Here is a 21099-nt window from a genome sequence, read left to right as displayed (position 1 = left end):
TTATCTATATTTGCATCTGTAGATTCATCGAGAGGTTTGTCATGAGCGTTGCTCTCCAAACGCAGGGATTCACCAAAGACCAGTGCGTGACTGGTCTGCGCGCCGCCATAGAAATAGTCGAGAAATGGCAGGCATCAAGCGATCAGGCCTGCCGTATGCTGCGCATTTCCCGCAGTACGTACACCCGCGCCAAACAGCGCGACTCCGCTTGGTCTGTTGCCTTGGACTCAGATCAGATGCAAAGAATCAGTTTCGTTCTAAATATCCACGCCGCTTTGCGCCTTGTTTTTGATAACCCAGAGAACGTCTATGGCTTCCTGGCAATGGCCAATGAAAACGAATTCTTCAACGGTCGTGCCCCGCTTGAAATCATGTCGCAGGGGGATATGATTTCCCTGTACGAGACTTTTCGGCGGATAGACGTTTTGCGAGGCGCGCAATGGTAAGGGTGAGTGAACTCGGCGAGTTGGCCGGGGAGCAGTTGCAGGCCTACCGACTGGTCAATTCAAAGTTTCCGCCCATTGCGCTGTTCGATGACGTTGCGGATGCGTCCGAATTTGAGGTTTTGTACCAGATACAAGCGCTCACGAATCCAAGACTGCAAAATGAGTTGGGTCGTATCGAATTAATACCCCGTGGCGAAATTCCTTTCGGTATTCCGGGATGCTCTTACGCGACAGCTCCCTTTACCCATGTCAACCCAGCGGGTTCGCGGTTCAGCGATGGTAGCTTTGGTGTGTTGTACCTGGCGGCATCCATGGAAACGGCCTTGGCTGAGGTGCGCCATCACCAAAATCAGTATTGGTCGAAAGTCCAGGACTTCAATTACGAGCGGTTTGTTTTTCGCGGGTTATCCTGCACGTTCGTTGACGAAGCAATGCGGGACGCCGCCTCTACTCCGATGACTGATCCTATCTACGATCCTTCCGATTACACCCATGCCCACCCGTTGGGCAAGGCAATCAAAAATGCAGGCTGCCCAGGCCTGCGATACAACTCGGTGCGTATGCACGGCAGCTACTGCTGGGCGTTGATGACCCCCAGACCGGTTTCATCGATCCTTCAAACTGCCCATTATGAAATGATCTGGAACGGCCAGATTACCAGCGTAAATAAACTTAGCGTTGCCTGATCGCAACCTTTATCCAGGCGACATCTTCGAGGGTTCAATCGTCCTGCTCTACACTTCTGGAGACAGCAATGAAATATTTGAGACTCGGCCGCACAGGCCTTGAAGTATCCCAATTGTGCCTTGGCTGCATGACCTATGGCATACCTGATCGTGGCACCCATCAATGGACCCTGGATGACGCGGGCAGCCGCCCTCTCATCAGGCAAGCCGTGGAAGCCGGGATCAACTTCTTCGATACCGCCAATGTTTATTCTGACGGCACCTCCGAAGAAATCGTCGGCCGAGCACTGAAGGATTTCGCCCGGCGCGACGAGATCGTAATTGCCACCAAAGTTCATGGGCGCATGCATGACGGCCCGAACGGCGCTGGCCTGAGTCGCAAATCAATCCTGCAAGAGGTCGATAATTCCCTTCGCCGTCTGGGCACCGATTACATCGACCTCTACCAGATCCACCGATTTGATTATGGGGTGCCTATCGAGGAGACCCTGGAGGCCCTTCACGATGTGGTGAAAGCAGGCAAGGTGCGTTACCTCGGCGCCTCCTCAATGTTCGCCTGGCAATTTGCATCCATGTTGCACGCGTCCAAAACCAACGGTTGGACACGTTTTTCCACCATGCAGAACTACGTAAACCTGCTTTACCGCGAGGAAGAGCGGGAAATGCTTCCCCTGTGCCAGGCAGAAGGCATTGGTGTCATCCCCTGGAGTCCCCTGGCTCGAGGTCGATTGACCCGTCCCTGGAACGAAACCACCGAACGAACCGAGACCGATAACTTTGCCAAGACCCTTTACGAGCATACGGCAGATGCGGATCGCAAAGTCGTAGAGGCCGTTGCGGCGGTTGCCACGGCTCGCGGTGTTGCACCCGCCCAGGTAGCACTGGCTTGGGTACTTTCGAGACCAGCGATTACTGCACCCATCGTAGGCGCTTCTAAACCTGGGCATCTTGACGATGCGCTGGCGGCGCTTGAACTGAAACTCACCGATGAGGAAGTCGCCCAGCTGGAGGCGCCTTATGTACCTCACGGGGTGGTGGGATTTTCTTAACCGTTACCACTGCAGGAGCGGGCTTGCTCGCGATGGAACGCGCAGGGAGCCCAAAACGCCAAACCTGGTTGAACTGGAAAATCGAGTGTGCCGGTTACGACTGCTGCGCAGCCAAAACCACCCCGACTAAATGACCTATTCTTATAGCGTTATGGTATTTAAAATAGTTTGTTTATAACGGTAAGGTCCAGCGATAAGTCGAACGCGCCATAGCGATTCGGCATTATCCCGGAGCCTTTGCATGTCCCACCGTCAACTCTCCAAATTTGCCAGCGCGACCCTAAGTGCTGCCCTGAGCCTCAGTCTGTTAACTGCCAGTCTGGTGGCGGCACCTGTGGCACAGGCTGAAGGCCAACTGCGCATTGCCGAACAATTCGGCATCGTTTACCTGCTGCTCAACGTAGTCCGCGACCAGCAATTGATCGAAAAACATGGCAAGCAGGACGGCGTTACCATCCAGGTCGACTGGACGCAATTATCGGGCGGTTCTGCGGTAAATGACGCTTTGCTGGCCGGAGCTATCGATATCGCTGGTGCGGGCATTGGTCCGCTGTTGACCGTATGGGACCGAACCCGTGGCAAGCAAAACGTCAAGGCGGTGGCATCGCTGGGTAACTTCCCGTATTACCTGGTGAGCAACAACCCGACGGTCAAGACCATCGCCGACTTCACTGAAAAAGACCGCATCGCAGTGCCAGCGGTAGGCGTGTCCATTCAGTCGCGTTACTTGCAGATAGCCTCGGCCAAACGCTGGGGTGACCAAGACTTCGCACGACTGGACAAATACACCGTCAACTTGCCGCACCCCGATGCAACGTCCGCCATCATTTCCGGTGGTACTGAACTCACCGGACACTTCTCCAATCCCCCGTTTCAGGAACAGGAACTGCAAAACCCCAACGTGCATGTGGTGCTTAACTCCTATGACCTACTCGGCCCAAATTCGCCCACCGTGTTATTCGCCACTGAAAAATTTCGCAACGACAACCCCAAAACCTATCGCGCATTTGTAGAAGCATTGGCCGACGCCGCGGATTACATCGCCAAGGACAAACCCGGCGCGGCAGACACCTACATTCGCGTGACCAAGGCTAAAATCGACCGCGAGGTGTTGATCAAAATCATCAGCGACCCGTTGTTTGAATTCACCATTACCCCGAAAAGTACCTACCCGGTGGCTGACTTCATGTTCCGGGTCGGTGCTATCAAGAATAAACCCGCTTCATGGAAGGATTACTTCTTTGAAGAGCCCAAACTGCTTCAGGGCAGCTGAGGCCATTACCGTTTGGCTTACGTGTTCGCGCCTGCCGAGGGGCGGACCATAATGCGCATATAGTTATTCCCTAACGATATTTAAATAATATTTCTTATAGCGATAAAGTTGACCGATTCTCCACCTCGGGTATTAGTCAATGAAAGCACTTAATCCTTTGTCGTTATCGGCCGTTTTCGGATCGGCCCTGCTGTTGAACGCAGTGCTTTCATTCCCTGCCTTGGCGGGGCTGCTGGAGAAAGGCCGCACTAATGGACTGATCGCGGGTATCGCCAATGAACAGCCTTACGCCTTTATTGGCACCGACGGGAAAGCGACTGGCGCCAACGTCGAGGTGCTGCAAGCCATTCTCACACCGCTAGGTATCACTAGGATTGAAACGCCGATTACGGACTTTGGTTCGCTGGTACCTGGGCTCGCCGCTGGCCGTTTTGACCTGATCGGAGCCGGCCTGTTTATCAACCCGGCACGGTCCAAGGTTATCGGCTATTCCAATCCGGTGACCCGTTCCGGTGGTGCATTCATTGTAAAAGCGGGTAATCCGTTGAAGTTACATAGCCTCAAGGACGTCGCCGCCAGCGGTAAGGCACGTCTGGCGACGCAGCCAGGCAGTAATCAGGTCCAGGAAGCCAAGGACAGCGGCATTGCCAGCAAAAACGTGATTTTGTTCGACAAAGACACCGAAGCCTTGGCCGCCTTGGAAGCCGATCGGGTCGACGTGGTGTATTTCCCCGATGCGGAGATCATCAGTCTGGTTAAGAAAGCCAATAGCAAAACAATCGAACGCGCCCTGCCCTTCGATCAAATTCCTGATGCTCAAGGCAAACCCACTTGGAATTATCACGCCTACGGTCTGCCGAAAAATGACCCCGAGTTCACATTGGCCTTCAACGAACAGCTGGCCAAACTGCGTGCTTCAGGCGAGCTGCTGAAGATCCTGCACAAATATGGCTACACCGAAAACGAGCTGCCGGACGCTGGCATCACTGCCGCACAACGCTGCAATCCTTGATTCCTCGTCTATAACCGTACGCGCCATGAGACCTTCGATGCCAGCCCTGCAAAAGCACGTCCTTGGAAAAACCGGCTCGTTGAGCTGGGGAACACTGACCTTTGATCATCCGACGTTGGCCGGGGTGCAGTGGCCGTTTTTTGATATCGAGTCGGCACAGCCAGGGGCAACGTTGGCGATTATCGCTGGCATGCACCCCAACGAAGTGGATGCCATGGAGGCGGCTCTTCGTTTAAAGGACCACTTCGCAGAAAAACTAGTGCGCGGTTCGGTGTCGATTTTGCCGGTATTGAATATGCCCGGGCTGTTCGAACACGCTGAGTTTGTCTGCCCGGTCGACGGCAAGAACATGAATTTTCTGTCGCCCGGAGACATGAACGGCTCGTTCAGTCAGGTGCTAATGCATGAGGTTTTGCACGAGTGGTCGGAAACTGCAGACGTGTTCATCGATTTGCATGGCGGTGACTTGCGCGAAGAAGTCGCGCGCTTCGTGATGTGTCAGATGACCGGAGCCCCGGAATTCGATGAGCGCACACGGGCGCTGGCCCATCAGTTTGACGCGGACAGTATCGTTGAATTTGCGGTCGAACAAACCAACAACCGAGGGCGCGCCACCAACGAATTGCCTTTTCTCGGCCGCCATGCAGTGATGGCTGAAGGCGGGGCCAATGGTGTATTTGATCCGCTGTGCATTGAGTTTCATTTCAATGGAGTCGCCAATATCGCTCAGTTCCTGGGCATCACCGACGATCACGAACCGGCACAAAAGCAGCGCCTTAATGTGGTAGTCAGCAACTTCTCGAAAGTCGAAGCGCCTATCAGCGGAAGACTTTATCTGGACGTTGCGGCTGGCGAACAGGTGGTCGCTGGCCAGCGCCTCGGGCACTTGAAAGATATTTACGGGATACCCCAGGGCGAGCTGCTGGCAGCCCACGACGGGTTAGTGTTGATGGTGGTCAACCACCCAATCGTCAATCAGGGCGAATGGCTGATCAGCCTGGCACCGTTGCCTGCCAATACACTGTGAACGCAGCACCCTGAACGTTTGCCATTCATCTCGGGCCAACCCTGTTGGCGCCCTGGAAAAGTGAGCAGCAAAGGCCTCAACCCACACGAGTACAGGCCATGTTTATCGATCCCTCTGCTGTGGCTACAGCAACCTTTATCGCGCGACAGTTGGCACACGGTGCCGTGGTGACACTGGAAATTACCTTCCTGGCGGAACTGGTGGTGTTGGTGATGTCATTCGTCATCGCCTTGATGCGCCTGTCACCCTGGAGAGCGCTACGCGGGATCGCTACGATTTACGTCGAAATCCTGCGGGGCATCTCGGCTCTGGTCCTGCTGTTCTATCTGTTTTTCATCCTGCCGCTGTTCGGCATCACTCTTTCACCCATGACGACGGGTGTGGTTGGCTTGGGTTTGACCTTCTCCGCCTACGGCTCAGAAATCATTCGCTCAGCATTGATCAATATCAGCCTGGGGCAGCGCGATGCAGTGCGGGCGCTGGATTTTGATTCCATCACCGCATTTCGGCGCATCATCTTGCCCCAGGCCCTGCCCTTCCTGTTGCCGCCAATGGGCAATCAATTGGTTGAGCTGATGAAAACAACCTCGCTGGTTTCATTGATTACCTTGAGCGACCTGACGTTTTCCGGGGGCCAGCTTGTGACCACTCTGGGCCAACAAACCTTGATTTGGAGCATCGTGCTGGTGTGTTACTTCGTCATGGCCTGGCCACTCAGTTGGTTGGTTCGCCGCTATGAACACCACAGCACTGTGTGGCGCCGGGCCAAGGATTAATTGATGAATTTTGATTGTGCGTTTGCCTGGTCGATTGTTCCGGACCTGCTTCAGGGCTTACTGGTCACCCTTCAAGTAGTGGTGCTCGGTTTTCTGCTGGCGGTATTGGTCGGCCTGTTATTGGCGATCACCCGACGATCCAGGTTTCCCGTTGTGAGTGGACTGACCAAGGCGTACTTGAGTTTTTTCCGTAATACGCCGTTGATGGTCCAGTTGTACGTGCTGTTCTTTGCGTTTCCGTTGGCAGGTATTACCTTGCCGGCCATTTCCACCGGGGTTATCGGCCTCGGGCTTTACTACGGGGCTTATATTTCAGACGCGTTCCGAGCCGCAATAGAGGGCATACCGACGGGTCAATGGGAAGCCGCCAAAGCGCTAGACTTCGATACCAGCACGACGTGGCAACGCATTGTGTTACCGCAGACTATCAAGCCCATGCTGCCAATTCTTGGAAACTACCTGATAGGCATGTTCAAGGAAACGCCGCTGCTGGCGGTAATCACTATCCCTGAGCTGTTTCAAGCGGCCAAACAAGTGGCGGGCATGACGTACCGCTACAACGAGCCCTACACCCTGATGGCGCTGATGTTTTTAGCGATCAGTGTTCCAACCTCTTTGCTGTTCAAATACCTGGAAAGCCGCAGTCATGTTTGAGCTTGCAAGCATTACCCGCGCTGCGCCGCAGATAATTCTCAGAGACGTGGTCAAGAGTTATGGCGTCGCGCGCGTCATCGATCACCTTGATCTGAGTATTGCGCAGGGCCAAAAGGTTGCATTGATCGGGCCCAGTGGTTCGGGAAAATCCACCGTACTGCGGCTAATCAAAGGGTTGGAAACCTATCAACACGGCAGCATCGAAGTCGATGGTGCGCCTGTCCCGGCCAGGCACTCAGGTTGGCACTGGCCGGGTGCGAAAAAAATGCCGGTGATTCATCGGGTGGGCATGGTGTTCCAGCAATTCAATCTATTCCCGCATCTAACGGTACAAGAGAACATCACCGAGGCGCCTTTCAGGGTGTTGCAATTGAGCCGTGAAGAAGCACAGGAGCGTGCCTATGAGTACCTGAGCCTGGTCGGTTTAGGCCACAAGGCAAACGCGTACCCAAGTCAGTTGTCCGGCGGCCAACAGCAACGTGTCGCCATCGCCCGCGCATTGGCAATGCGCCCTAAGGTGATGCTATTCGACGAGGTAACCTCTGCACTGGATCCCGAACTGGTCGGCGAAGTATTGGCTGTCATCCGCACCATCGCTCACGAACAGCACATGACCATGTTACTGGTCACCCATGAAATGAAATTCGCACAAGATATCGCCGACCGGGTGTTGTTCATGGAGGCTGGCAAAATCGTCGCCGACGGTTCGCCAAGGCAGATACTCATCGACCCCGATAACGAACGAACGCGCCGCTTTCTTAACCGGGTTGAACAGCGCTGATCCATGCCCTGCATGCATAACAATCTGTAAGGAGCCAACGTGTTGGCGAAGGTTCTTCAAACCTTATCGCAGCCTTCGGCAGCTCCTAATCGGTATGGCACTGCCCCTTCAAAACAATCCGGACGTGGGCGGTGGCGTGCCTTTGAGTTGCCATGCGCCCACCGCCGCCGCTTTCCAATGACGGGGGTTGTGGCTAGCGACTGTACGGGCGTTGCGCCAATGGCGGTCAAGGTTGTGCGCGCGCCCAGTGGTTGAAGCGCCTCCCACATCGAACACCAATTCGGCCGCTTTAAGCGCGGACTCGGCAGCGATGTATTGCGCCTGGGCCACGTCGATGGCGGCTTGATCCACAGCCTGAGGGTCTAACTGTGCAGCCCAGGCTCGGTCGATGGATTGCGCAGCGCGCAACACCACCGCCTCGGCGGTATAAGCACGGGCAGAAATATCACCCACGCTGAGTTCCACGTAAGGGTCGTCCACCGATCGGCTGGCCGTGCTGTGTTTGATTGGCCGGGCATGCTCTTGGGCGAACGCAACGGCATCGTTCAGCGCATTGCGTGCAATCCCGGCCTCCACTGCGGCGAGGAACAACTGCAGGAATGGCGTGACGATAGTGCGCCTGCCCTCCTCCACGGTTTTAGTGCGGATCTCGTCGGCGTGCACCACAACGTTGTTCAGCAGCGTGGTGCCGCTGGCGGTCAAGCGTTGACCCATGGCGTCGAAATCGTCCAACAGCTCCAAACCTTCCCGCGAGCGCGGCAAGATGAACGACACGGGTTGATCGTTCTCATCCAAAGCCACTGCGCTGACCCAGTCAGCATACAAGGAACCGGTGCTGTAATACTTACTGCCATTGGCCCGATAGTGTTCTCCGTCGCGAACAATCCGCGCGCTGATCGAGCCATTGGCGCCGCCGACTTCCCAACCGGCGTTGCCTAACACGGTGCCCTGCAAGTAGCGAGCGAACCAACGTTCGCGCTCACCCTCGGCGCCGTCGGCCCTGGATGCGAGCAAGCCTTCAATGAAACCAAAACCAGGGCGTAACGCTTGGGCAACATTCGAATCCACTGAGGCAATCCGGATCAGCAGAGCAATCGTGTCTTTGACCGAACCGCCAGGACCGCCATATTTCGTCGGGATTCTGCAGGTGTAAAGGCGCGCTTTGGCGATTTGCGCCACTGCGTCGAATGGCAATTCCCGGTCCCGCTCCCGTTGCGCAGCGCCTGCGGCGATCTGGGGCAATAATTCATCGGCGCGCGCATTCAAATCGGCGACGGTAACAACGGGTTCATCAGGCGTGGTAAGTAACGTGCTCATGGCAATTCCTTAAACAATTTCAAGCTTAGATAGCGATTTTCCACAGCCGCGACTCATCGAACAGCGGCAAGTCGTCCTCCGGTTCCAGAGGCGGTGCGACCAGTTTTATCCCGGCGCCAGGCAGCCTCGGCACCGCTCCCAGCAATTGACGGGTGTATGCGTGTTGAGGGTTATCAAATAAATCATCCACCAGGGCGCGTTCCACGACCTTGCCGTGGCGCATAACCAATACTTCGTCGCTGACGTGGCGAATCACGCCCAGATCGTGGGAAATAAACAGGTAGGCCAAGCCCAACTCAGCTTGCAGATCCGCCAACAGGTCCAACACTTGGGCCTGAACTGATACGTCCAGGGCTGACACAGGTTCGTCGCAAATAATGACCTTTGGATTACTGGCAATGGCCCTGGCAATTGCCACCCGTTGCCGTTGACCGCCTGAGAGTTGCAGCGGTCGGCGTGCTGCCAACTCGGCAGGTAAACGCACCTGATCCAACAACCTAACGATTCGTGCCGGCTGTTCCTGCAGGCCAACCCCGGCGACGTCCAGCGCGTCAGCGAGGATTTGCCGGACGGTCCAGCGCGGGTCAAAAGAACTTAACGGGTCTTGGTAAATCACGCTGATATCGCGGCGGTAAGCACGTCGATCTTTCTCATTCACTCGGTGGCCGTCAGCACCGGTCCATGGTCGATCCAGAAAACGTACCTGCCCGGCGTCCGGTTCCAGTAAGCCAAGCACCATCCGCGAAACAGTGGTCTTGCCAGAGCCTGACTCGCCGACAATTCCCAACGTACGCCCGGCGCGCAGCTCGAAGCTGACGTCATTGACGACTTGCCGTGATTGATGATCCGTGCCGATGTAACCTTTGCTCAATCCCGACGCGTGCAGCAAAACCGGCGCGTCCGACGAGGGACGAGGTTTGATGCTGTCTGGCTTACGCTCCGGCGACAGTCGCGTGCCTCGAGCGTGCTCCGCTGGCACAGCATCTAACAAGGCGCGAGTGTATGGATGGCGCGGATCGCGTAGCACACGCTCCATCGGGCCCTGCTCGACCACTTCGCCGTGACGCAGGACCAAGACGTCATCGGCCAGTTGAGCAACCACAGCCAAGTCATGGCTGATGATCAGAAGCGAATCGCCCCGGGCCTTGATGTCCTGCAACACGCTGAGTATTTGCGCCTGTACGGTGGCGTCCAGTGCCGTCGTCGGCTCGTCGGCGATCACTAGTCCGGGGGTTAGCGCCAAGGCGCTGGCAATCAGGGCGCGCTGACGCAAACCACCTGACAATTGATCAGGCCGTTGCCGCGCCCGCAGTTCAGGCTCGGGCACGCCTACTTGCTCAAGTAACTCAATCACCCGTGCGGTCCGGCTACGACGGTCACCCCAACGATGGGTTTGAAGCACTTCAACAATTTCTTTGCCCACGGGCCGCAAAGGGTCCAGCGAGACCAGCGCATCCTGCAGCACAAACCCGATACCTTTGCCGCGCATTGCCCGCCAATCGCGCTCGGACAACATCAATAAATCACGGCCGCCATAACTTAACGTGCGTGCAGTGACCCGAGCGCCCGCCCCGGCCAAGCCAATCAAGCTGCGCGCAGTGACGCTTTTGCCCGAGCCGGACTCACCGACCAAGGCCAGGGTTTTACCGGGTTCAAGGATAAAGGACAGGTTGCGAACCACCGACTGGCCCGCGAATTCGATAGAAAGCCCATCGACAATCAAACGTTTATCGCTCATGAAAGACGACCCTCCAGGCGTTGTTGCAGATAGCGGCCAGCGACGGTGGTCGACAGCGTAGTCAGGACAATGAACAGCCCAGGGAAAAAGGTCAGCCACCAGGCATTGGCGATGAAGTCACGGCCCATGGACAGCATGGTCCCCCACTCCGGCGCCGGCGGCCGTGCGCCCAGACCGAGAAAACTCAAGGCCGACGCCCAGACAATCGCTTGGCCGACGCCCATGGTCATGGTCACAATCAGCGGGCGCATGGCGTTTGGCAGCAACTGTCGACGGATGATCCGCAGCGGCGGATGCCCCAGCGCCCGCGCAGCTTCGATGTAACCTGCGTTACGCACCGCGAGTACCTGCCCGCGAACCATCCGCGCGTAGCCAGGAGCGCCGCCAAGTCCGGTAGCGACAATCAAGGGACCGATGCCACTGCCAAAGACCGCCACGAACAATAGGGCCAGAATCAGGCTTGGAAACGCGAATAACACCTCCAGCAACCATCCGACACTGCGGTCGGTGCGCTGACCACCCAAGCCACCGAGTAGCCCAAGCACAATCGCAATACTCATGGCGATGGCGGTAGCAGCCAGGCCGATGAGTAACGACTGGCGCGTGCCATGGATAACCCGTGAAAAAATGTCACGACCGGACTGGTCGGTGCCAAACCAATGCGCTGCACCCGGTCTATGAAAAGCATCATGGGGGACGATGGCCAGCGGATCGCTGTAAGCAAATAACTGCGGGGCCAATGCCGCCAGCACCAGAAACAGTAAAAAGCCCGCAGCCAGGGTTGGACCCAGGCGCAGCGAATGGGCACGGCGCTGAACGCGGACGCTAAGTTGAGGGCGGTCCAGAATGAGTTGGCTCATGCCGCGTTCTCCTGCTGACGAGGGTCGATCCACTGGTACAACAGATCAACCAGAACATTGGCCAGGACGTAGCCCGCAGCAACCACCAGACTAATACCGATGGTCAGCGGCAAATCTTGAGCCTGTACCGCTTGGTACAACTGACGTCCCAGGCCTTTGCGGGAAAAGATCACTTCGATGACCACTGCGCCGCTGATCAGAGCCCCGATGGCCCAGCCGGATAGGGAAACACCGGGCAATATCGCGTGCCGCAGGGCATGCTTAAAACGCACGGCGACGTCGCTCAGGCCTCGGGTGCGGGCCGTCAAAATGAACGGCTGGTCAAGGGTTAGCTCAAGGGATTCGCGGGTCACCTGGCCGATGAAACCCGCCAATGGAATCGCCAGCGCAACCGACGGTAAAACCAGCGTTCGCCAGCCATCGCTGCCCGCTGGCGGAAACAACCTCAGGCCGAAGGCAAATACTGCAAGCAATAGAATTCCCAGCCAGAAATGCGGTAACGCCGCTGCCAGGGTTTCGGCCAACGACGCCACCCGGCTCAGCCACTGTTGTCGCCCAGCGGTGAGCACGGTTAGGGCCAATACCATCAGCCAGGCCAGCACCAGTGAGGTCACGATCAACTGCAGCGTCGGCCAGGATTGTTCGGCCAACACGCGGGTGACTGGCAGGTGCTGGGAGTAAGACACACCTAAATCGCCCTGAACCAGGCGTCCGAGGTACAGGCCGTATTGCACCGCCAACGGTTTATCCAGACCGTATTCGCGGGTCGCTTCGGCGATGGTTTCTGCGGTGGGGTTGCCACTGGGTCCGCCGAGAATTGCCAGTACCGGATCACCCGGCATCAGGCGCAAGGCAAAAAATGTCAGCGTGGCCACCGCCCAGAGCACCAGCACTCCGCCCAAGAGGCGCTGTAATGCGCGCCGCGTGAGCCGAGCGAAGCGTTGTTGTCGGGGTGGCGCTAGCGTGGTGTTCAGGGTTGAAGCCGTCATTTGTTCACCCATGCGTCGTAAAGGTAAGTAACCGCCAGAGAGGTTTCGAGACGTACACCTTGGGTTGTTTTGTAAATGCCCAGTCGCGTGCTTTGCGGGTAGGTGGTCAGTTGCAGATATTGCTTGGATGCGGTGGCTTGGGCCTGGTAATAAAAGCTGCGCCGCAGCTCCGGGTCTTGGGTCGACAGCGCCTGCTGCACCACGTTGTCAAATTCAGCATCGCTGAAACCAGCGGTGTTCTGGTGATAACCACCGACGCCAGCAGGCCTGATGAACGCCGAGCTGAAGATGATCCGCAGCACGTCCGCGGTGTTGGTGTTCCAATAACCCAGACGGATGTCGTAGTCCCAGTCTGCTTGGCGCTTGGTCGCCTGCACGTCGCTCATTTGATCGACGATCAACTCGAAACCGGCTTGACGAGTGGTGGCCTGAACCTGTTCCCATAGGGTGAATTCCGAGGGCGGCGTGCGATTGCCCATGACCACATGCACCTGCAGACGCTTGCCATTTTTGGTCCGATAGCCCTCGGCGTCGCGCTTGCTCCAACCCGCAGCGTCAAGCAGTTTGGCGGCCTTGGCCGGGTCGTAATCCTGGGCGTGTTCAAAGTCTGGGCTGTAGAAGCGCGTGGCAGAGCTGAGGACGCCCCCCGCCCGTGGAAACTCGTTGAAGTAAACGCTTTTCAAGGCGCCATCAATGTCGGCGCTGCGCACAAAAGCCTCGCGTACATTGATGTCGTTGAACGGTGCGCGGGTGATATTCAATGTACCGTTAGTAGGGTTGCCAGGGCGTTGAGCGATGATCAATGACAGGTCTGGATTCTGCCGGGCGGCTTCATGGGATTCAGGCGGCACGGTTTCAATCACATCAACCTCGCCGGCCTGCAACGACGCGAAACGCACGGACGGCTCCTGAATGAATTTCCAGATCACTTTGTCCAGCCACGCCGGGCCTTGGTGTTTTGCCGTCGGCGGCGCCGAGTTGTAGTCCGGATTGCGGACCAGTTCAACCTGGCTTTGACGGTCCCAGCGTACGACCTTGAACGGGCCAGTACCGACCGGACTTTCGCAATTTACATCGCGGGATCTTAATAATGCCGTCGGCGATTCGATGCCGAGGAACCCTTGGGCCAGAACCTCAAGAAACGCAGCGTATGGCGTGGCCAAGTGCACTACGGCAGTGTATTCATCACGAACGTCAGTGCTGCGGTATTGACGAATATAGCCACCCGCAGTGCTCGACTGGGTTTTGGGGTTGGCCATATGGTCAAGATTGGCTTTGACCGCTGCGGCGTTGAACGGCGTGCCGTCAGTGAAATGCACGTCATCGCGCAGATGGAACGTGTAATCGAGGCCGTCGGCCGACACTTCAAAGCTTTTGGCCAACCAGGGGCCTATGTGTCCTTCGCCGTCCATGGACACCAGCGAATCCAGGTACTGTTGCGCAATGAACACCTGCGGCATATCGCCGGCGACATGCGGGTCCAGACAGGTCGGCTCTCGGTCAGTGGCATAGATCAGGGTGCCGCCGCTGACAGGTTGATTGCTACGTACAACCGCCGCAGTCCGTTTATCACACCCCGCCAACGCGGCGCAGAGCGCGACGATACCAACCACGTACAAGTGTCGTAAAAACGGCAGCGACCGCTGGCGGGGCACGTTTAATTGCTGGACGAGTTCTCGCATGGATCCTGATACGCCTTGAGTCCGGGAATAAGGCTATTGCACAAGACATGCCGAGTTTTTCGATCAATGAAACCGAGAGATTTTAGAGGTGAGAGAGTTGCGATGGATGTAGGAAACGACAATTTGTTAAAGCACTGTTGGCTGAGCAACAGTGTTTTAAACCTCGCCAATTTCCTGTAGGAGGTCACCCTTCGTCCAGACGCCGCGCTGTCCCGCAGTAAGCGCGCTCCTACAATTTAAGTCTTTCGAAATTTCAATTAGTTATGCGTTGGCTCTTACAGAACGGCTGGAAACCGCAGGGGTATAGCTGGAGCGCGCAATGCTGCGGGGTCGCGATAGCGCGCGCCGAAGTGATCATTGGGTAATCGCGCCTGCCCTACCCCAAACAAACGTTCCCGTAAGGTTTCGCCATCATTGTAAGACTCGCGAAAACGGCCCCTACGCCGTAGTTCAGGGATCACCAGTTCAATAAAATCACGTGCAGTTTCAAAGGACAGATACTGGCGCAAATTAATACCGTCGATGCCATCGACATCCAGCCACTTTTCAATCTCATCGGCCACCACAGTCGGCGTGCTGGCAACGAAAAAACGCTCGCGATTATAGTCACGGTACTCCGCAAGCACCTCGCCCACGGTTTGTTCGGGCCGGTAGCGTTTCAGGCTTTGCCAGCCCTTGACCTGACGGCTTATCAGGTTGCCAATCAATTCATCATGCGCATAGGCCGGCAAGTCGACGGCTGATTGTGCATGCGCCAATGAGGCTTCGACGCTCATCAGCGTGCGATAGCTGTCGAGTTTGGCGCTCACCTCTGCGTCCGTACGCCCGACTATAATCCCGGCCATCACGATGAATTTCAAGCCTGCGGGATCACGATCATGGGCAATCGCTTTCTGACGCATGGCTTGGATGTTATCGCGTACCGCCTGGGTAGTGGCGCCGCCGGTAAACACCACTTCGGCATGACGACCGGCGAATTCGATACCGGCCGCCGAGCCGGTGGCCTGGAATAACACCGGCGTGCGTTGCCGCGAGGGTTGGCACAAGTGCGGTCCGGCTACTTTAAAGTGCGCGCCAACGTGGTCGATGTAACGCACCTTGCTCGGGTCTGTGTAAACACGCCGTTCTCGGTCTTGAATAACCGCATCGTCGTCCCACGACCCTTCCCACAGCTTGTAAAGCACGTCCAGGTATTCGTCGGCGATTTCATAGCGATGATCATGGGTCACCTCGGTGTCGTGCCCGAAGTTGCGCGCCGCATTAGGCAGGTACGACGTGACAATATTCCAGCCCACCCGGCCCTTGGTCAGATGATCCAGGGTGCTCATGCGTCTGGCGAAGGCAAATGGCGGTTCGTAAGTCGTGGAGAACGTTGCCCCGAAACCCAGGTTGCGCGTCACCGCGGCCATGGCGGGAATTACCAGCAGCGGGTCATTACTGGGGATCTGCATGCCTTCGCGCAGGGCCGTTTCCGGACCGTCGCGAAACTGATCGTAAGTGCCAACCACGTCGGCAAGAAATACCCCGTCGAAGGTTCCATATTCCAGTAATTGAGCCAGTTCGGTCCAATAGTCCAGATCGTTAAAACGGTGTCGATTGTTCTCTGGATGGACCCACAAACCATGAACGATATGGCTCACACAGTTCATTTCGAATAGATTGACGTGCAGTTGTTTAGGCATGGACAACTTCCCTTGGGGAGCCTTCGGGTTCTAAAATTTAATCATCGGCATCAAGGCACTCTCATTGCATGCTCTGCATGTGCCATGCCATACAAACGAACCCGCTAACTTCAGACCGTTGCGGGGCGTTATCCGATGTCGTCACTGTGACCAGAGCGGCAATGTGTCGACAGGGTGTCGACTCACCAACAGTTGCAGCGCGGCCACCGGTCATTTAACCCGGTGCGCGGTGCCCTGACAGAGCCTTCAAATGACCCAAAACATCTATGACAATCCAAGATTTTACGAGGGTTACAGCCGACTGAATCGCTCCGTCCAGGGGCTGGACGGAGCACCTGAATGGCCAGCGATTCGTGCGCTGTTACCATTGGTGGCCGACAAAAAAGTATTAGACCTTGGTTGCGGATATGGTTGGTTCAGCCGCTGGGCCGCAGAGCAAGGTGCCGCCAGTGTTCTGGGGTTGGATGTCTCCACAAAAATGCTCGCTCACGCCGAGGCCAGCACCCAGGACTCGCGCATCCGCTATACGTTAGCCGACCTGGAAACGTTGACTGTCGCCACCGCCAGTGTCGACCTGGCCTACAGCTCGCTGGCGTTCCATTACATCAAGGATTTGCAGTCGCTGTTAAGCGCCGTACACGCTGCGCTAGTGCCTGGCGGCCACCTGGTTTTTTCCATCGAACACCCGATCTACATGGCACCACGGCAACCGGGATTTATCGAGGATGACCAAGGCCGCAAATCCTGGCCGCTGGACAGCTATCAGCACGAAGGACCCCGGGTCACCCATTGGCTCAGCGATGGCGTGGTCAAGCAACACCGAACCCTGGGCACCTTGTTGAATATGCTCATCGGCACAGGGTTCACTGTCGATCACGTAAATGAGTGGGGACCGAGCGATGAAGACCTCAAAGCCCTTCCGACTCTGGCAGATGAAAGAGAGCGGCCAATGATGCTGATAGTGGCCGCGAGTCGTTAGTGCCAGCGGGGATATGCCTCAACGAAAAAACTGATTCTCCGGTCTCGGCAAACCGAGGTTTTCCCGCAGTGTCGTCCCTTCGTACTCACGCCGGAAAATGCCGCGCCGCTGTAGCTCCGGTATGACCTTATCAACGAAGGCATCCAGCCCACCGGGCAGCCACGGGAACATGATATTGAACCCATCGGAACCTTCGGTCTCAAGCCATTCCTGCATGTCGTCGGCAATGGTTTGCGCGGTGCCGACGAACGATAGTCCGGCGTAACCTCCCAGGCGCTGAGCCAGTTGGCGAACCGTCAATTGCTCACGATCGGCCAGCGCGATCACCCGTTCCCGAGAGGTTTTACTGTCGTTGGTTTCCGGCACACTGGGCAAAGGCTTGTCGGGATCGAATTTCGATGCGTCGTGTCCCAACGAGATAGACAGCGAGGCAATCGCGCTTTCTTAATGCACCAAGCTGTCGAGTTTGGCCCGAATTGCCCGTGCCTCCTCAACGGTATCGCCGACCACCACAAAGGCGCCGGGGAGAATCTTTAAATGGTCTCGATGGCGTCCTAGCCGCTGCATACGCCCTTCGACGTCGGCGTAAAACTTCTGCCCTTCTTCAAGAGTGCCGTGGGCTGCGAAGACCACTTCAGCCGTTTCTGCCGCCAGTTGCCGACCCGGTTCCGACGCGCCGGCCTGGACGATCACCGGCCAACCCTGCACAGGTCGGGCGATGTGCAGCGGACCTTTTACCGACAGGTATTTACCTTTGTGATTCAAGGTATGCAAACGCGCCGGATCGAAAAATATTCCACTCTCGGTATCTCGAACAAAAGCATCGTCTGCCCAGCTGTCCCACAAACCGGTGACCACATCGTAAAACTCACGGGCACGGGCGTAGCGCTCATCGTGGGCAAACGCTTGCTCCAGACCGAAGTTGAGTGCGGCATCGGGGTTCGCGGTGGTCACGACATTCCACCCGGCACGACCATTGCTCAAATGGTCCAGCGAGGCAAACCGGCGCGCAATATGAAACGGTTCATCAAAGGTGGTGGACGCAGTGGCCACCAAACCAATTCGTTCAGTGGCCTGACTCAGCGCCGCCAGCAAGGTAAAGGGCTCGAAGGAGGTGACGGTATGGCTGTGTTTGAGCGCGTCGATGGGCATGTTCAATACAGCCAAATGATCGGCCATGAAGAAAGCATCGAACTTTGCCCGCTCCAGGGTTTGCGCAAAACGCTTGAGATGAGCGAAGTTAAAATTGGCGTCTTTGAACGCACCTGGGTAACGCCAGGCGCCCGTGTGAATACTCACAGGGCGCATAAACGCCCCAAGTTTAAGCTGGCGCTGAGGGGTCATAGAGGAAAGCTCAGAATCTGAAAGTCCCTAAGAATTGATTCCGATGAGAGTCCAGTCCAATAACCAAATCTGCCAAGGTTATGCTTTTATAGAAGCAAAACTGGAACTGTAGGAGATTCCTCCCGCTTTCGACGCCGCACTGTCGCGTCGCAAACATGGTCAGTGTAGGAACGCGCTTGTCCCGCGATGGAGCGCGAAGCGGTCCCCAATGCCGAGCTCAATTCTAACGGGAAGCATGGCATTCGCTGGGTTTACGACTGCTCCGCAGTCGATCACGGGCAAGCGCGCTCCTACAATTTGATTTTGCGTAAATTCAACTGGTTATGCGCCGTTTGAAGAAGCGCAGTGTTCCAATCAACGAACCGTGCTTTTCAAGGCGCTGTCCCGTTGATGGCGCTCCAACGCCAGTTCAATCAGTTGGGTAATGAGTTCGGAGTAGGACACGCCGCTGGCCGCCCACAGCTTCGGGTACATGCTGATGTTGGTAAAACCCGGCAAAGTGTTTATTTCATTGATCACCACATCGCCTTCGGGTGTCAGGAACACATCAACCCGTGCCATGCCGTGGCACTCCAACACCTGAAATGCCTGTACCGCAATGGCTTGGATCCGCTGGTTGGTCTCGGCGGACAGCTCGGCAGGCACCCTCACCACCGCCCCCTGTTCGTTGATGTATTTGGTGTCGTACGAGTAAAACTCATCACTGAGGATCACTTCGCCGCAAACGCTGGCCTGTGGGCGTTCGTTGCCCAGTACCGCGCATTCGATTTCGCGACCGACAATCGCGGATTCCACCAGTACTTTATGGTCGTAACCGAATGCCAGATCCAATGCCTGGGAAAACTCAGTTGCAGTCCTGACCTTACTGACACCGACCGAAGAACCTTGATTCGCCGGTTTGACAAATAACGGCAGACCTAGCTTTTCGCTGATTGAATCGAAGTTGTGGTGATTGCGATTGATACGTGTAAGGGCAATGAACGGTGCCACTAACAGACCGGCATCACGCAATAAACGTTTAGCCACGTCTTTGTCCATGCTCACCGCTGAACCCAGTACGCTGCTGCCCACAAATGGAATATTGGCCATGCGCAGCAGGCCTTGCAGCGAGCCGTCTTCACCCAAGGTGCCATGCACGATCGGGAATACCACGTCCAGTTGCGATAACGCACTGGCATCGCGGCTTTCAATTAGCTGGTGATGGGATTGACCCGGGATCAATGCGACGTTCTGATGGGAGCGGTTAAGTGTAATACGCGCCGGGTCCTGGCTGTTCAACAAATAGTTGGAAGCATCGTTGACATGCCAGGCGCCTTGCTTATCGATGCCCAGCAAAGTGACATCGAATTGTTGTGAATCGATGGCATCGACAATATTCTTCGCCGATTGCAGCGACACTTCATGCTCAGCAGACTTGCCGCCAAAGATGATGCCCACCCTTATTTTTTTCATCTGTGCGTCCACTGTGCTGTTGGATACCCAATACGGCCATTCCGCTGACCAGATGGTACCCAACTCCGCAGGCAAAAGCGGCTTTTCCCACCGCTTACGCTGCGATTATTCAAAAGTGAAACGAAACCCCTGTCGTCACGTTAAAGGCATCGCCGACATAAAAGTTGGCCGAATCCTTGCCCTTCGCGTCGTAGGTGGTATTGGCTGCGGTGGCATAGTGCTCGTTGGTCAAGTTGCGAAAATCGACAAACACATTCCAACGTTTACTCGGCGCTTCGTAGCCCAGTTTTGCACCAAAAATGGTATAGGACGGCGCGCTTAAGGTATTGGCATAGTCAACGTAGTAGCTGGAGACCGACTGCGCATTGAGCTCGGCGTAATAGCCTTGGGACTGGTTGTAGACCAACTGCGCCTGATACACCTCGCGGGGCATGCTCGGCAATTCGTTATCGCCAAACACTGCATCGTGGCGGTAAAAGAAATCGTTCACCGTAAACGCCTGGCGCAAGGTAACGGTATCACCGCTCTGCCCTTCCCATAACTGCACACCCAAGCCTGCTTCAATGCCTTGATGGATGGTCGGGCTGCCGTTGGACGCAGCGGTCAATGCGTCAGCGGTAGACGTCGCTTGAGTGATAACAACGTTGAGAATTTCTTTCTGAACCCAAGACCGGTAAACCGTCAGGCTGCCGTCGAATATACCCGCGCTGCCACGGATACCCAGCTCGGCAGTAGTCCCTTTTTGCGGGCGCACATCACGTATATAACCCGGAGTGGTGCTGCCCAACTGCCAGGTCACCGGTGGGTCCACCGAGCGACTGACGTTGCCATAGATTTGAACATCGGGGGTTATTTGATACCGCAGACCAATGCGCGGCGCGACGTCGGTTTCAACGTAGCTGACACCGTTGCCGAACTGCGACGTGTTAGGGAGAGTGGTGTCTTCAATCTCAGCGCGGCGATCTACCTGGATTAACGAAACACCTGTCGTCAGCCACCACTTCTCAGCCAGTTGCAAGTCGTTACCGAGGGCAAAAACCGTGTCTCGCGAACCGGTGTAATTGGTGTGTTGTATCAGTGCGTCAGTCGTCCGGTCATACGACTTAACGTCGGCAAACTGCGCCACGGTATTGCTGAAAGTCGCCGTGGAGTTACTCGTCAGACCGAACAGGTGATCGTTGTTTCGCAGGTAACGCAAGGTTATGTTGGTGTCACGCGAGCGCCAGTCCTGCGGGGTGGTGGAATAACGCCAACCGTTTACCAGAGGGTAGTTATTGATACTCAACCCGACTTCGAGTTTGGCATCGTCGTCGAAGGTATAGGTGGTTTTGTTGCCGAACAACGTGGTGCCG

Annotated in this window: 18 protein-coding genes and 1 pseudogene; 10 read left to right on the top strand and 9 right to left on the bottom strand. The window is 56.2% G+C overall.

The window, feature by feature from the left end:
* Positions 1-41 precede the first annotated feature (41 nt).
* From JWR17_RS11640 to JWR17_RS11600, 9 genes are all read left to right on the top strand, one after another.
* Positions 42-446, top strand: a complete 405-nt coding sequence (locus JWR17_RS11640; protein ID WP_299831455.1) for an antitoxin Xre-like helix-turn-helix domain-containing protein — start codon at positions 42-44, stop codon at positions 444-446.
* On the top strand, positions 440-1132 hold the full coding sequence (locus JWR17_RS11635) for an RES family NAD+ phosphorylase (RefSeq protein WP_299831451.1): 693 nt from the start codon (positions 440-442) through the stop codon (positions 1130-1132). Before JWR17_RS11640 ends, JWR17_RS11635 begins: the two co-directional genes overlap by 7 nt.
* Positions 1133-1200: 68 nt before the next feature.
* Entirely contained in the window at positions 1201-2181 is a 981-nt protein-coding gene (locus tag JWR17_RS11630) for an aldo/keto reductase (RefSeq protein ID WP_299831449.1), read from the top strand.
* A 241-nt stretch (positions 2182-2422) separates the two neighbouring features.
* Positions 2423-3454 carry an ABC transporter substrate-binding protein gene (locus JWR17_RS11625; RefSeq protein ID WP_299831446.1) on the top strand — a complete coding sequence of 344 codons (1032 nt, stop codon included), beginning with the start codon at positions 2423-2425 and terminating at the stop codon, positions 3452-3454.
* A gap of 139 nt (positions 3455-3593) precedes the next feature.
* Entirely contained in the window at positions 3594-4466 is an 873-nt protein-coding gene (gene ehuB / locus JWR17_RS11620) for an ectoine/hydroxyectoine ABC transporter substrate-binding protein EhuB (RefSeq protein ID WP_299831443.1), read from the top strand.
* 37 nt (positions 4467-4503) lie between these two features.
* Complete coding sequence (locus JWR17_RS11615) at positions 4504-5493, top strand: succinylglutamate desuccinylase/aspartoacylase family protein (RefSeq protein WP_299831440.1); 990 nt, start codon at positions 4504-4506, stop codon at positions 5491-5493.
* A 98-nt stretch (positions 5494-5591) separates the two neighbouring features.
* Positions 5592-6269 (top strand): ectoine/hydroxyectoine ABC transporter permease subunit EhuC, encoded by a 678-nt coding sequence (ehuC, locus tag JWR17_RS11610; protein ID WP_299831437.1) that lies wholly within the window; start codon positions 5592-5594, stop codon positions 6267-6269.
* 3 nt (positions 6270-6272) lie between these two features.
* Positions 6273-6923 carry an ectoine/hydroxyectoine ABC transporter permease subunit EhuD gene (gene ehuD, locus JWR17_RS11605; protein ID WP_299831434.1) on the top strand — a complete coding sequence of 217 codons (651 nt, stop codon included), beginning with the start codon at positions 6273-6275 and terminating at the stop codon, positions 6921-6923.
* Complete coding sequence (locus tag JWR17_RS11600; RefSeq protein ID WP_299831432.1) at positions 6916-7704, top strand: amino acid ABC transporter ATP-binding protein; 789 nt, start codon at positions 6916-6918, stop codon at positions 7702-7704. Before ehuD ends, JWR17_RS11600 begins: the two co-directional genes overlap by 8 nt.
* 108 nt (positions 7705-7812) lie before the next feature.
* Here JWR17_RS11600 and JWR17_RS11595 read toward each other — a convergent pair whose 3' ends face one another.
* The 6 genes from JWR17_RS11595 to JWR17_RS11570 form a co-directional block, all read right to left on the bottom strand.
* Positions 7813-9021, bottom strand: a complete 1209-nt coding sequence (locus JWR17_RS11595) for an acyl-CoA dehydrogenase family protein (protein ID WP_299831429.1) — start codon at positions 9019-9021, stop codon at positions 7813-7815.
* Between the two features lie 25 nt (positions 9022-9046).
* A complete protein-coding gene (locus tag JWR17_RS11590) occupies positions 9047-10759 on the bottom strand; it encodes an ABC transporter ATP-binding protein (RefSeq protein ID WP_299831426.1) in 1713 nt (570 codons plus the stop codon).
* Positions 10756-11619 carry an ABC transporter permease gene (locus JWR17_RS11585; protein ID WP_299831423.1) on the bottom strand — a complete coding sequence of 288 codons (864 nt, stop codon included), beginning with the start codon at positions 11617-11619 and terminating at the stop codon, positions 10756-10758. The genes JWR17_RS11590 and JWR17_RS11585 overlap by 4 nt, the downstream gene beginning before the upstream one ends.
* The gene (locus JWR17_RS11580) at positions 11616-12608 is read right to left on the bottom strand and encodes an ABC transporter permease (RefSeq protein ID WP_299831420.1); all 993 of its coding nucleotides are present in this window, start codon (positions 12606-12608) and stop codon (positions 11616-11618) included. The genes JWR17_RS11585 and JWR17_RS11580 overlap by 4 nt, the downstream gene beginning before the upstream one ends.
* Positions 12605-14290 (bottom strand): ABC transporter substrate-binding protein, encoded by a 1686-nt coding sequence (locus tag JWR17_RS11575; RefSeq protein ID WP_299831418.1) that lies wholly within the window; start codon positions 14288-14290, stop codon positions 12605-12607. Before JWR17_RS11575 ends, JWR17_RS11580 begins: the two co-directional genes overlap by 4 nt.
* 275 nt (positions 14291-14565) lie before the next feature.
* Complete coding sequence (locus tag JWR17_RS11570; RefSeq protein ID WP_299831415.1) at positions 14566-15972, bottom strand: LLM class flavin-dependent oxidoreductase; 1407 nt, start codon at positions 15970-15972, stop codon at positions 14566-14568.
* 250 nt (positions 15973-16222) lie between these two features.
* Here JWR17_RS11570 and JWR17_RS11565 point away from each other — a divergent pair, with 250 nt between their 5' ends.
* Complete coding sequence (locus tag JWR17_RS11565; RefSeq protein ID WP_299831412.1) at positions 16223-16951, top strand: bifunctional 2-polyprenyl-6-hydroxyphenol methylase/3-demethylubiquinol 3-O-methyltransferase UbiG; 729 nt, start codon at positions 16223-16225, stop codon at positions 16949-16951.
* Between the two features lie 18 nt (positions 16952-16969).
* Here JWR17_RS11565 and JWR17_RS11560 read toward each other — a convergent pair.
* The 3 genes and pseudogenes from JWR17_RS11560 to JWR17_RS11550 form a co-directional block, all read right to left on the bottom strand.
* Positions 16970-18295, bottom strand: a pseudogene (locus JWR17_RS11560) (LLM class flavin-dependent oxidoreductase).
* A 354-nt stretch (positions 18296-18649) separates the two neighbouring features.
* Positions 18650-19747 carry a D-alanine--D-alanine ligase gene (ddlA, locus tag JWR17_RS11555; RefSeq protein WP_299831409.1) on the bottom strand — a complete coding sequence of 366 codons (1098 nt, stop codon included), beginning with the start codon at positions 19745-19747 and terminating at the stop codon, positions 18650-18652.
* Positions 19748-19856: 109 nt separating this feature from the next.
* Positions 19857-21099 (bottom strand): TonB-dependent receptor (locus JWR17_RS11550; protein ID WP_299831406.1); only part of this gene is annotated, 1243 nt, incomplete at its 5' end.

This window comes from Pseudomonas sp. (assembly GCF_028293835.1).
Taxonomy (GTDB): domain Bacteria; phylum Pseudomonadota; class Gammaproteobacteria; order Pseudomonadales; family Pseudomonadaceae; genus Aquipseudomonas.
Note: the sequence above shows the minus strand (reverse complement) of the source record. Positions and strands in the feature narration are given on the sequence as shown.